This is a genomic window from Streptomyces dangxiongensis, from assembly GCF_003675325.1.
Taxonomy (GTDB): Bacteria; Actinomycetota; Actinomycetes; order Streptomycetales; family Streptomycetaceae; genus Streptomyces; species Streptomyces dangxiongensis.
In genome coordinates this window covers 4,383,531-4,395,238 of record NZ_CP033073.1, presented here as the reverse complement: position 1 = coordinate 4,395,238, position 11,708 = coordinate 4,383,531, and the positions used below count along the sequence as shown (strand labels likewise).

Genomic DNA, 11,708 nt, shown 5'->3' with positions numbered 1-11,708 from the left:
CCCGGGTACGGCAACACCGGTGGCCAGGGGGAACACCGCTCGGCGGCGTCATGCCCCCGGGTCAGGGTCCCGGTCCGGGATCGGGGTTGACGGCACGGCCCAGACCGGCGCGCGCGGCCTCTAGCTGGGCGGCGAACGCGATGCCCAGGAACAGGGCGACCGCCGTGAGGTTGGCCCACAGCAGCAGGGCGACGAACGCGGTGAGAGGCCCGTACACGGCGCCGAAGGAGCCGCTGCGGGAGACGTAGAGGGTCAGCAGCCAGGTCGCGACGACCCACAGCACCAGGTGGACGGCGGAACCGAACGCCAGCCAGGTGTACCCGGGCTGGTCCCGGCGCGGCGACCAGCGCAGGATGACGGCGGACGCGACCCAGGCGAGGGCCGTGCCCACGGGCACCTCCAGGGCGCCCCACCACGCCGGAGGCGCGGACAGGCCGAGCGCCTCGGTCGTCGCGGCGCCGACGGCCTCGCCCGCGACGAGGACGAGGAAGCCCAGGACCATCGGCACCCCGGCGGCGAAGGCGAGGAGCACGGCCCTGCCGTACTTCCGGGGGAAGGGCCGGTCCCGTTCGATGCCGTAGATGCGGTTGGCGCCCCGTTCGACCTGGCCCATGGCCGAGGCCAGGTTGAGGACGGAGAAGGCCAGGCCCAGGCAGAGCGCGACCTTGCCCCACATGTCGGAGCCGGCGGTGCGGCGGGTGCCGCGCAGCGCGTCCTGGATGACGTCCGAGCCGCCGCCCGGCACGATCCTGCGCAGGGTCAGCTCGATGACGCGGCCCACGCTCTCCGTGTGCGCGGCCGTGGCGAGGCCGACGAGGGCGATGACGAGCGGCACCATGCCCAGCACGATCTGGAAGCCGAGGGCCCGCGCGTTGGTGAAGCCGTCGGCGTAGCGGAACCGGGAGAACGCGTCGAGCAGCAGCCGTACGCCCCCGTAGCGCCGCAGCGCGGTGAACGCCTCGTCGCCGGAGAGTTCCTCCCCGATCATGTCCCGCGTCTGCGGGACGTGGACCACCGTCCCCATGGTCTGCGTCTCCTCAGCGGTGGAAGCGGGCGGCCGTCACCGCGGGCCCGGATGGTTCCCGGGACCGTTGCCGGGCCCGGCCAGCGGTGTCGGCGACAGCGCCGTGGGTTCCTCACCCGGCTCCAGCAGGGTGTCCGCCGCGCCGACGATCAGCGGATCGGGGGTGCCGACCGCCGTGGCGTCCTTGGCGAGGTAGTCGAAGCGGTCGAGCAGACTGCGCATCGCTTCCAGCCGGCCCCGCCGCTTGTCGTTGTTCTTCACGACCGTCCAGGGCGCGTGTGCCGTGTCCGTCGCCCGGAACATCGCGACCTTGGCCGTGGTGTAGTCGTCCCAGCGGTCGAGGGAGTCCAGATCGGTGGGCGAGAGCTTCCAGCGGCGTACCGGGTCGATCCGGCGGATCGCGAACCGGGTGCGCTGCTCGGCGCGGGACACCGAGAACCAGAACTTCACCAGCAGGATGCCGTCGTCGGTGAGCAGCCGCTCGAACATGGGGGTCTGCACGAGGAACTGCTCGTACTCGGCTTCCGTGCAGAAACCCATGACCCGTTCCACTCCCGCCCGGTTGTACCAGGAGCGGTCGAAGAAGACGATCTCGCCGCGGGCGGGGAGGTGCGTCACGTACCGCTGGAAGTACCACTGTCCCGCCTCGCGCTCGGTGGGCTTGTCCAGCGCCACCACGCGGGCCCCCCGGGGGTTGAGCCGCTCGGTCATCCGCTTGATGGTGCCGCCCTTGCCGGCCGCGTCCCGGCCCTCACAGACCACGACGACCCGCCGGCCCGTCTCCTTCACCCAGCGCTGGAGTTTGAGCAGCTCTATCTGGAGTATCCGCTTGGTCCGCTCGTACTCGCGCCGGCCGAGCCTGCTGTCGTAGGGGTGGTTCTCCCGCCAGGTCTCGACCGGCCCGCCGTCGGCCCCCAGGAGCACCGGCCGTTCCGGTTGCCGGTCGTCCACCTCCAGACCCCGCAGCAGGTCGTCCTTCCTCACCGTGCCGTGGGTGCCCCGTGTCTCCGTCACCTGCTCGTGCTCGGCCATGGACCGCCTCTCCCGCCTGGCCACTCGCCGGGGCCATCCCGCCGGACCCCACCGCGGTCCTTCTCCCGCCTGCCCGCGAAGACCGAACCCAGACACACGACCTGGCCGCCGGATGACCGCCGTCCGCCTCCGCCCTGTACGGTCGCTACGGTCGTCCCTATCCGTACAGCGCGAGACAGGAGGGCCCGCACGTGCCGGAACTGCGTCTGGGACCAGTGCTGAGGTACACCGACGACTCGTGCGCGACCGTGTGGGTCGAGACGAGCCGGCCCTGCACGGTGCAGGTGCGCTGCTCGGACGGTGCGGGCGGCACGGCCCCCACCTTCCAGGTGGCCGGACACCACTACGCGCTCGTCACGGTCACCGGGCTGCGGCCGGACGGTTCACCGTCGTACGAGGTGTTCCTGGACGACGCCCCGGTGTGGCCGCTGCCCGACTCCCGCTTCCCGCCCTCCGTGATCCGGGCACCCGGCGCCGGCGACGCCGTCCGGGTCACCTTCGGGTCCTGCCGCTGGGCGGCGCCCCCGGCCGACGGCACCGACCCGGTCGGCCCGGACGCCCTGGACACCCTCGCCACCCGGCTGGCGGCCGACCCCGGCGCCCGGCGCCCCGACGTCCTGCTGCTCCTGGGCGACCAGGTGTACGCGGACGAGACCTCCGAGAACACCCGGCGCTGGCTGGCCGGCCGCCGCGACCTGGACCAGCCGCCCGGCAGCCAGGTCACGGACTACGAGGAGTACTGCCACCTCTACCACGAGTCCTGGCTCGACCCCGAGATCCGCTGGCTGCTGTCCACCGTGCCCAGCTTCATGATCTTCGACGACCACGACATCGTGGACGACTGGAACACCTCCGCCTCCTGGCTCGCCGACATGCGCGCCACCGACTGGTGGCAGGAACGGCTCCTCAGCGGCCTGATGTCCTACTGGGTCCACCAGCACCTCGGCAACCTCTCCCCCGCCGAACTGGCCGCGGACCCCGCCTACGCCGCCGTACGCGCCGCCCAGGACGGCACCGACGCGCTGCGCGACCTCGCCACCCGCGCCGACGCCGACCCCACCGCGGTCCGCTTCAGCTACCGCCGCGACTTCAGCCGGGTCCGCGTGGTGATGGTGGACTCCCGGGCGGCACGCGTCCTGGACGAGGACCGCCGGTCCATGCTCGCCCCCAGCGAGGCCGACTGGCTGCGCGAACAGGTCCTGTCCGACCCCGGGTCGTACGACCACCTGCTCCTCGGCACCTCCCTGCCCTGGCTGCTGCCGCACCTCGTGCACGACACCGAGAACTGGGACGCCGCCCTGTGCGCCGGGGAACGCGGGGCGCGCTGGGCCCGCTTCGGCGAGTACCTGCGCCGCCGCGCCGACCTGGAGCACTGGGCCGCCTTCCCCCGCTCCTTCGCCTCCCTCGCCGCGCTGATAGCCGAGACCGGGACCGCGCCGGACGCCCCCGCGAGCGTGTGCGTCCTCTCCGGGGACGTGCACCACGGCTACCTGGCCCGGGCCTCCTGGCCCACCGACGGACCCGGCACCCCCGTCGTCCAGCTCACCTGCTCACCCGTCCACAACTCCGTGCCCCTGTCGATGCGGATCGGCTTCCGCTTCGGCTGGAGCGCGCCGGCCCGCCTGCTGGGACGCCTCCTCGCCCGGCACGGCCGCTGCGAGCGGCCTCCGGTCACCTGGCGGAAGCAGGGCGGGCCATGGTTCGGCAACCAGCTCATGACCCTGACCCTGCGCGGCCGCGCGGCCCACCTGCGCCTGGAACTGACCACCCCGGAGGCGGAGTTGCGCACCGCGCACGAAACCACGCTGACACGGGGGTAGTTCAGCCGACGGCCGCGTGCCTGATGAAGTCGGTCCAGGCCGCGGGCGCGACGGTGAGGACGGCTCCGCCGGTCTGCTTGGAATCGCGGATGTGGATGGTGGAGGGGGCGGTGGCGACCTCGACGCAGGAGTCGCCCTCGCTGCTGCTGCTGTAGGTGCTCTTGAACCAGTGCAGGCCGACTTCGACGCAGGAATCACCGTCGGGGCCGTCGCTGTAGCTGCTCTTGAACCAGCGGATCATGTTGCCCCCAGCAGATGCTCGATGAAGGACCTCGACTCGCGAGGAGTGAGCGCCTGCGCCCGGATGATGCCGTAGCGCAGCTCAAGGATACGGAGGTGCCTGGGCTCGTCGACTGGTCGGCCGTTGACCACGGCTGGTGACCGGCCCACTGCCGAGCCGTCCGCGAACTTCAGTACCTCGATGCCACCGGCCGAACCGGCGTGCTCCTCACGGTCCATGGGCATCACTTGAAGCTCGACGCTGCGCAACTCACCAGCGGTGAGCAGGTGTTCCAGTTGGCGGCGCAGCACTTCTTTCCCTCCGAGCGGTCGTCGTAGCGACCACTCTTCCAGGACGAAGCTGACCTCGGGCGCCGGATCCCGCTCGAAGATGGACTTTCGAGCCATCCGCGCTGACAGGTACCGCTCCACCTCTGCGTTGCTGTAAGCGGGGCGCCGCATGAGAAGCAGGGCGCGAGCATACTCGGACGTCTGCAAGAGCCCGTGGATGTTCAGGGGATCGTAGAGCTGAACCTCGACCGCCTTGGCTTCCCTCTCCGCCAGCGCCCGGACCTTCTTCGGATAGCGGACCTTCTCCACGTCCTCCTTCATCGCGGCGAGCAGCCCGCCCGCGTCGAGGATCCTGTCGGCCTTGTCGAGGTACTCCGGCCTGGGGATCCGTTTGCCGGACTCGATCTTGTAGACCATGTCCTCGCCGTACCCCGCGGCCTTGCCGAAGTCGGCCACGCGCATGCCCCGCGCCTCGCGGCGCAGTCTCAACTGGCGCCCCACCGTGGCGATGACGGCGAGCCCCCAGTCGTCATCGGGATCGACCTCCCACCCCGGCTCCTCTTCCTCGCTCACAGCGCGCCCCCTTCTCGACAGCCCGGACCCGTCCGGACAAGCGATGGACAGTGACCGTACGCAACCGCGCAGTCACTGTTCACAGGTAGCAGGCGCGGCCACTCTGAGTGCTGTGAACGAGCAAATCTCCACCCCCGTCCCGAACTTCACGGTGCAGCTCTCGCCCACGCCCCGAGGGGCCCGGCTGGCCCGGCTGCTGGCCACGGAGCGGCTCCGTGCCTGGGGACTTCCGCTGGACCCCGCGGAGCTGATCGTGGCGGAGCTGGCCGCCAACGCGGCCACCCACGGCCGGGTCACGGGCCGGGACTTCCGGCTGACGCTGTACGCCGTCGGGGACACCCTCCGTATCGAGGTGACCGACACGCGCGGTGACCGGCTGCCCGAGCGCGGCCGGCCCGCACCGGACGCCGACACGGGCCGGGGGCTGCTGCTCGTGGACGCGCTCGCGCGGCGGTGGGGTACGGCGCCCGGGCCGTCACCGAGGAAGACCGTGTGGGCGGAGGTGTGCCTGCGGTCGGGGGACGGCCCGGCGGCGGGAGCCGTGGGTCAGGAGTGCCCGAGTTCCGCCGTCTCGTCGTCGCCGATGTCCGGGACGGAGCCGGAGTCGCGGGCGGGGCGGAGCGGGAAGGGGTCGACCCGGGTCTCGTCGATGACCGGCGCGGCCGGCTGCGGGGGCTTGGGCATGACCGCCGCCTCGGAGTGGCCGCCGCAGCCGTAGGCGAGGGAGACCACGCGGCCGTCCGCCGGCGAGAACTCGTTGGCGCAGACGCCGAAGGCCTGGCCGAGGGAGCCGCCGATGGGGGTGAGGAAGCCGCAGCTCACGCAGCTCGCGGGGGCCGCCTCGGCCATGGGGGTCTTGGGGCCGAAGGCCTCTTCCCAGCGGTCGGCGGCGCTGTGCAGGCCGTACCGGGACAGGACGCGGGCCCGGCGCATGCCGAGTTCCTCGGCGACGGCGGCGATCGTCCCCCGGGCGGGGATGGCCGGCAGAGCGGCCGGGGCGCCGGGGGTGACGTCGGCGTCCTCCGCCTCCGCCAGTTCCCGCATCTCCTCGGAGACCGCCGCGCTCGGCAGCGGCTCCTCCTCGCCGGTGTAGCCGGGCTCCAGGCGCAGGTCGTCCTGGTCGGTGGGGAGCAGGTCGCCGGGGCCGAGATCGCCGGGGCGCAGGCGCTCGCTCCACGGGACCCACTCGGGGGCGAGGAGGGCGTCGGGGCCGGGCAGGAGGACGACCTCGTCGAGCGTGACGGCCTTGGCGCGGGAGGCGCGGGCCACCGTCACGGCCCAGCGCCAGCCGCGGTAGCCCAGCTCCTCGCACGCGAAGAAGTGCGTGACAACGCGGTCGCCCTCGGACACCAGGCCGCTGTGCTCACCGACCACGCCGGGCGCGGCGGCCTCCTCGGCGGCGGCGCGTGCGAGGTCGACGGCCTCGGCGCACAGGCGGTCGGGGGTGCGGCTTCGCGTGGTCGCTGCGCTCACAGGTATCGCTTCTCTCCTACGCCGTCTCATCGAGTGCGGCTGCCTCCGGCGGTTTCGCCTACGGAGCGGACCAGGGGACCGCATCGACGTCTGCATCCGCGCGCCCGGGCGCACCTCTGCCATCCATTCTGCGTTATGGCTGAGATAGGCACGCTACACCGGGCGGGATTCGTGGATTCCCCGACCCGGCCACCCGCCCCGGCCGAGTGGCGGGCGCGGGACCCCGATCCGAAGCCCCGGCGGGCCCCGATCAGAGCTTTGTACGCCGCCACACGCATCTTAAGGGCACTATCCAAGCCGATCTGGGGGCACTATGAACGTCGTGGCAGCCGCGGACAAGGTAGAGGGTCGGGGCGGCGGTTCGGGCCGGGTGGGTGGCGCCGTCCGCTCGGTGGGGCGTGCCCTGCACCTTCCGGTCACCGGCCCGGCGCGGGGCATCCGCAGAGTGACGCACGCGCACGGGGCCGGCGAATCGGGCCTGGGCAAGCTGATCGAACTGCACGCGGTGAACGGCGCCGGCGACGTGATGATCACCGTGGCGCTCGCCTCCACCGTGTTCTTCTCCGTGCCCACCGACGAGGCCCGCGGGCGGGTCGCGCTGTACCTCGCCATCACCATGGCGCCGTTCACGGTGCTCGCTCCCGTGATCGGGCCCCTGCTGGACCGGCTGCCGCACGGGCGGCGGGCGGCGATGGCCGGGGCGATGCTCGCGCGGGCGCTGCTCGCGCTGATCATCTCGGGCGCGGTGGCGAGCGGCAGCCTGGAGCTGTACCCGGCGGCGCTGGGCGTGCTGGTGGCGTCGAAGGCGTACGGCGTGGTGAGAAGCGCCGTCGTGCCCCGGCTGCTCCCGCCCCGGTTCTCGCTGGTGAAGGCCAACTCGCGGGTGACCCTCGCCGGGCTGCTCGCCACCGGTGCCGCCGCGCCGGTCGCGGCGGGACTGCACGCCATGGGCGATCCATGGCCGCTGTACGGCGCCTTCGTGATCTTCGTCGGGGGAACGATCCTGTCGTTCTCCCTGCCGCCCAGGGTCGACTCGGCCAAGGGCGAGGGCAGGGCACTGCTCGCGGGCGACGAGGGCCGTCCGCACAGCTCGTGCCGTATCCCGACGAAGCGGCCGGGGCTGCGGACCGTCGGGCCCGCCGTCACGCACGCGCTCGGCGCCAACGCCGGCCTGCGCTGCCTGTCCGGCTTCCTGATCTTCTTCCTCGCGTTCCTGCTGCGTGAGCACCCGCTGACCGGGGAGAGCGCGGCGGTGTCCCTGGGCGTGGTGGGGGTCGCGGCGGGGACGGGCAACGCGCTGGGGACGGCCGTGGGGGCGTGGCTGAAGTCCCGCGCACCGGAGATCATCATCGTGACCGTGGTCGCGGTGGTCCTCGGCGCCGCGATGATCGCCGCCCTGTTCTTCGGGGCGTTCCTGGTGGCCTGCCTCGCCGCCGTCGCCGGGTTCGCGCAGGCGCTGGCCAAGCTGGCGCTCGACGCGCTGATCCAGCGGGACGTGCCGGAGGCGGTGCGGACCTCGGCGTTCGCCCGCTCGGAGACGCTGCTCCAGATGGCGTGGGTGTTCGGCGGCGCGGTCGGCATAGTGATGCCGCTCAACGGCACGGTGGGGCTGCTGGTCGGCGCCGCGTTCGTGGCCGTCGGCTGGCTGACCACGCTGCGGGGGCTGCTCGCCTCGGCCCGGCACGGCACCCGGCCCCGGGCGCAGGTGGCGTGACGATCCGGGCACGCCGCACCCCGCGTGGGCGGACGGCCACGGGCGCCCGATAGCCTTCGGCCATGACCACGCTGCAATCCGTTGTGCGACGCCGCCGCGCCGTCGCCGCCGCCGGCGCCGTTTCCGCCGGACTGCTCGTCCTGTCGGCCTGCGACAAGCCGACCCCCGTCGCGACGATCACCGTCGGCAGGAGCTCGGTCAACGCCGAGGCTCTCTGCTACAACGACGGCAAGGCCCTCGACGACAAGTCGCTGGCGAAGTGCGTCAAGAAGGCCGGCGACGTCGAGTCGATCAAGGTCGGCCAGGACGAGACCGTCCGCGTCGGCGTCGACCCGAAGATCGCGGACGCCGGCTGGATCCTCCTGGTGAACGGCCGCCAGTTCACCGACACCAGCAAGGAGACGTACCGGACGATCCCGAGCAGCGCCTTCTTCAGCGCGCAGTACGGCACCCAGGGCAACACCAACACGGTGTCCATCCGCATGGGCGGCAAGTCGAACGAGGGCGTCTGGTCCTTCAAGCTGAAGAAGGCCTGATCACGACGGCGGTACGGGTCCTGGTCGCCACCGCGGTCCCCGTCGAGCGGGACGCGGTGGCCCGGGCGCTGCCCGCGGCCGAGGAGATACGGCTGCCGGGTGCGGTGCTGTGCCGTACGGCCGCCGGCTGGGACCTGCTGGCCGCCGGGGTCGGCCCGGCGCTCGCCGCCGCGTCCGCCGCCGGTGCCCTCACCGCCGCCGCGCTGGCCGGCCGGCCCTACGGCCTGGTGGTCTCGGCCGGGATCGGCGGCGGCTTCGCGCCCGGCGCGCCCGTCGGCTCGCTCGTCGTCGCCGACGCGGTCACCGTGGCCGACCTCGGCGCCGAGACCGCCGACGGCTTCCTGCCGGTCACCGAACTCGGGTTCGGAAACGTCACCCACCGCCCGCCGGAATCACTCGTACGAGTGGTGTCCGAGGCCACCGGTGCCCGCACCGGCACCATCCTGACCGTCTCCACCGTCACCGGCACCGCCGCCCGCGCCGCCGCCCTGCGCGCCCGGCACCCCGGCGCGCTCGCCGAGGGCATGGAGGGGTTCGGGGTGGCCGAGGCCGCCGCCGCGCACGGGGTGCCCGTGCTGGAGATCCGCGCCGTCTCCAACCCCGTCGGGCCCCGCGACCGTGCCGCCTGGCGCATCGGCGACGCCCTCGCCGCCCTCACCGAGGGCTTCGGGAAGCTCGCGCCCGCACTGGAGAGTTGGAACCCCCATGAGCACTGAGCCGCTGAAGATCGCGTACTCGCCCTGCCCCAACGACACCTTCGTCTTCGACGCCCTCGCCCACGGACGCGTCCCCGGCGCCCCCGCGCTGGACGTGACCTTCGCCGACATCGACATCACCAACGGCATGGCCGAGCGCGGCGAGTCGGACGTGCTGAAGGTGTCGTACGCCGTCCTGCCGTACGTCCTCGACACGTACACGCTGCTGCCGTGCGGCGGCGCGCTGGGCCGGGGCTGCGGACCGCTGGTCCTCACCCGCGAGCCGGGCGCTGGGGGCACCTCCCACGCTTTCGGCAGTGGGGGACTCACGGGCCGTACCGTCGCGGTGCCCAGCGAGAGGTCCACCGCCTACCTGCTGTTCCGCCTGTGGGCCGCGGACACGCTGCCGGGCGGGGTCGGCGAGATCGTCGTCCTGCCGTTCCACGAGATCATGCCGGCCGTACGGGACGGCAAGGTGGACGCCGGACTGGTCATCCACGAGGCCCGGTTCACCTACCGGAACTACGGGCTGCACAAGCTCGCCGACATGGGCGAGCACTGGGAGCGGACCACCGGGCTGCCGATCCCGCTCGGCGCGATCATCGCCCGGCGCGCGCTGGGCGCCGAGACGCTCGGCCGGCTCGCCGAGTCCGTCCGCGCCTCGGTGCGGGCCGCCTGGGACGACCCGGAGGCCTCCCGCCCGTACGTCCTGGCGCACGCCCAGGAGATGGACCCGGCCGTCGCCGACCAGCACATCGGGCTGTACGTCAACGAGTTCACCGCCGACCTCGGCGAGGACGGGTACGCCGCGGTCCGCGGGCTGCTCACGCGCGCGGCGGCCGAGGGACTCGTACCGCCCCTCGGCCCGGACGCGCTCGCGTTTCCCTGACGGTGTGCCCTACACGTCCAGTTGGTCGGCGACCGCGCGGAGCAGGCCGGCGATCTTCTTGCCGGAGACCTTCTCGGGGTAACGGCCCTTCTCGAGCTGCGGCGTGATGTTCTCCAGCAGAGTCGTCAGGTCCTGCACGATCGAGGCCAGCTCGTCCGGCTTCTTGCGCTGGGCGGCGGCGACCGACGGCGTCGGATCGAGCACGATGACCGACAGCGCCTGGTCGCCGCGCTGGCCGGCGACCACCCCGAACTCCACGCGCTGACCCGGCTTGAGCACATCGACTCCGGCGGGAAGAACCGAGGAATGGACGAAGACGTCACCGCCGTCGTCGCGGGAGAGGAAGCCGAAGCCCTTCTCGCTGTTGAACCACTTGACCTTGCCGGTAGGCACGTCTGTCCTCGTCCTCGTACTCGTCGGGGGAATGCTTCGGAAACGGCTCTTGATAGCACAGAGCGGATCGGCCGTGACCCGCCGCTACCAAGGCTAATGGTCTTCGGGCGGGTGACAAGACGGCCCCCGGCTGTTCTCTCGCGCCAGGAACTACCCTGGTCCGGTGCGTGACAAAACCCAACCGAATTCCACCGCGCCCGGTGACCGGCTGATCCGCGCCGGTGCCGTCGTCTTCTTCGTCGGGGCCGTGGCCACCCTGGTCACGGTGGCTCCGATGCTGCTCGGTGCGACGCCCTTCCCGACGTACATGTTCGGTCTGAGCATGCTCATGGCCGTCGGGTTCCTCGTCGCCGGCGCCGGTGTCCTGCGGTCCGTCGCCGCGGGACGGCGTCAGGCGAGGGACGCCTCCCGGTAGCCGGCGAGCCACGCCGGGAACGCCGACAGGTCGTCCAGGACGACGTCCGCCCCGGCCGCGCGCAGCTCCTCCGCCGGGCACGGGCCGGTCGCCACGGCCACCGAGAGCGCCCCTGCCGTACGGGCCCCGCGCACGTCGCCGACGTGGTCGCCGACGTACACGCCCGCGCCGTGCTCGCGCAGCGCCAGCGCCTTCTGCTCGGCCCACAGGTCACCGACGACCACGTCCGGCTCGATGCCGAGGTGGGCCAGGTGCAGCTTGGCGTTCGGCTCGTACTTCGCCGTCACCACCATCGTCCTGCCGCCGGCCGCCCGCACCGCGTCGATCGCCTCCCGGGCACCGTCCATGGCCGGCGTCGCGGTGATGGCCCTGGACGGGTACATCTCCCGGTACAGATCGGCCATCACCGGCACCTGATCGGCCGGAAACCAGTGGATCAGCTCCTCGACGAGCGGCGGTCCGAGCCGGGTCACCGCGAGATCCGCGTCGATGAACGTCCCCGTCCGCTCCGACAGCGCGAGATAACAGGCGCGGATGCCCGGCCGCGAGTCGATGAGGGTCATGTCCAGGTCGAACCCGACGGTCAGTGAGGAAGCCATACCCCACATTGTGCCGGTCCCCGGAAGAGGCGCGG

13 protein-coding genes and 1 pseudogene are annotated in these 11,708 nt (G+C 72.6%); 7 read left to right on the top strand and 7 right to left on the bottom strand.

Translation table 11 applies throughout. The features are described 5' to 3' along the window. Nucleotides 1-61: 61 nt before the first annotated feature. Together D9753_RS19775 and ppk2 are read right to left on the bottom strand one after the other, a co-directional pair. The gene (locus tag D9753_RS19775; protein WP_121788199.1) at nucleotides 62-1,024 is read right to left on the bottom strand and encodes a YihY/virulence factor BrkB family protein; all 963 of its coding nucleotides are present in this window, start codon (nucleotides 1,022-1,024) and stop codon (nucleotides 62-64) included. 36 nt (nucleotides 1,025-1,060) lie between these two features. Continuing rightward, on the bottom strand, nucleotides 1,061-2,056 hold the full coding sequence (ppk2, locus tag D9753_RS19770; RefSeq protein ID WP_121788198.1) for a polyphosphate kinase 2: 996 nt from the start codon (nucleotides 2,054-2,056) through the stop codon (nucleotides 1,061-1,063). A gap of 191 nt (nucleotides 2,057-2,247) precedes the next feature. Here ppk2 and D9753_RS19765 point away from each other — a divergent pair, with 191 nt between their 5' ends. Continuing rightward, a complete protein-coding gene (locus tag D9753_RS19765) occupies nucleotides 2,248-3,876 on the top strand; it encodes an alkaline phosphatase D family protein (RefSeq protein ID WP_121788197.1) in 1,629 nt (542 codons plus the stop codon). Nucleotide 3,877: 1 nt separating this feature from the next. Here the strand turns inward: D9753_RS19765 and D9753_RS19760 are convergent, their stop codons facing one another. Both D9753_RS19760 and D9753_RS19755 read right to left on the bottom strand, forming a co-directional pair. Further along, complete coding sequence (locus D9753_RS19760) at nucleotides 3,878-4,117, bottom strand: DUF397 domain-containing protein (protein WP_121788196.1); 240 nt, start codon at nucleotides 4,115-4,117, stop codon at nucleotides 3,878-3,880. Next, nucleotides 4,114-4,959: a helix-turn-helix domain-containing protein gene (locus D9753_RS19755; RefSeq protein ID WP_121788195.1), complete on the bottom strand. Its 846-nt coding sequence runs from the start codon at nucleotides 4,957-4,959 to the stop codon at nucleotides 4,114-4,116. Before D9753_RS19755 ends, D9753_RS19760 begins: the two co-directional genes overlap by 4 nt. Nucleotides 4,960-5,071: 112 nt before the next feature. On the opposite strand from D9753_RS19755, the pseudogene D9753_RS38045 reads away from it, so the two are divergent. Continuing rightward, nucleotides 5,072-5,470: pseudogene (locus D9753_RS38045) on the top strand (ATP-binding protein); the annotation flags it as partial. Nucleotides 5,471-5,505: 35 nt separating this feature from the next. On the opposite strand, the gene D9753_RS19745 reads toward D9753_RS38045, so the two are convergent. Next, on the bottom strand, nucleotides 5,506-6,432 hold the full coding sequence (locus D9753_RS19745; RefSeq protein WP_121788194.1) for a DUF3027 domain-containing protein: 927 nt from the start codon (nucleotides 6,430-6,432) through the stop codon (nucleotides 5,506-5,508). 313 nt (nucleotides 6,433-6,745) lie between these two features. Here D9753_RS19745 and D9753_RS19740 point away from each other — a divergent pair, with 313 nt between their 5' ends. The 4 genes from D9753_RS19740 to D9753_RS19725 all read left to right on the top strand — a co-directional run bounded on the left by D9753_RS19740 (nucleotide 6,746) and on the right by D9753_RS19725 (nucleotide 10,266). Beyond that, nucleotides 6,746-8,146 carry an MFS transporter gene (locus tag D9753_RS19740; protein WP_205614207.1) on the top strand — a complete coding sequence of 467 codons (1,401 nt, stop codon included), beginning with the start codon at nucleotides 6,746-6,748 and terminating at the stop codon, nucleotides 8,144-8,146. A 62-nt stretch (nucleotides 8,147-8,208) separates the two neighbouring features. Next, nucleotides 8,209-8,682 carry a DUF2771 domain-containing protein gene (locus D9753_RS19735; protein ID WP_121788192.1) on the top strand — a complete coding sequence of 158 codons (474 nt, stop codon included), beginning with the start codon at nucleotides 8,209-8,211 and terminating at the stop codon, nucleotides 8,680-8,682. Beyond that, nucleotides 8,655-9,398, top strand: a complete 744-nt coding sequence (locus tag D9753_RS19730; RefSeq protein WP_205614407.1) for a futalosine hydrolase — start codon at nucleotides 8,655-8,657, stop codon at nucleotides 9,396-9,398. The genes D9753_RS19735 and D9753_RS19730 overlap by 28 nt, the downstream gene beginning before the upstream one ends. Continuing rightward, on the top strand, nucleotides 9,388-10,266 hold the full coding sequence (locus D9753_RS19725) for a 1,4-dihydroxy-6-naphthoate synthase (protein ID WP_121788191.1): 879 nt from the start codon (nucleotides 9,388-9,390) through the stop codon (nucleotides 10,264-10,266). The genes D9753_RS19730 and D9753_RS19725 overlap by 11 nt, the downstream gene beginning before the upstream one ends. Nucleotides 10,267-10,275: 9 nt before the next feature. Here D9753_RS19725 and D9753_RS38715 read toward each other — a convergent pair whose 3' ends face one another. Then, nucleotides 10,276-10,659, bottom strand: a complete 384-nt coding sequence (locus tag D9753_RS38715; RefSeq protein WP_121788190.1) for a cold-shock protein — start codon at nucleotides 10,657-10,659, stop codon at nucleotides 10,276-10,278. Nucleotides 10,660-10,822: 163 nt separating this feature from the next. Here D9753_RS38715 and D9753_RS19715 point away from each other — a divergent pair, with 163 nt between their 5' ends. After that, nucleotides 10,823-11,074 (top strand): hypothetical protein, encoded by a 252-nt coding sequence (locus D9753_RS19715; protein ID WP_121788189.1) that lies wholly within the window; start codon nucleotides 10,823-10,825, stop codon nucleotides 11,072-11,074. On the opposite strand, the gene D9753_RS19710 is transcribed toward D9753_RS19715, so the two are convergent. Beyond that, nucleotides 11,050-11,682 carry an HAD family hydrolase gene (locus D9753_RS19710; protein ID WP_121788188.1) on the bottom strand — a complete coding sequence of 211 codons (633 nt, stop codon included), beginning with the start codon at nucleotides 11,680-11,682 and terminating at the stop codon, nucleotides 11,050-11,052. The two genes, D9753_RS19715 and D9753_RS19710, sit on opposite strands and share 25 nt — an antisense overlap. Between the last annotated feature and the right edge of the window lie 26 nt (nucleotides 11,683-11,708).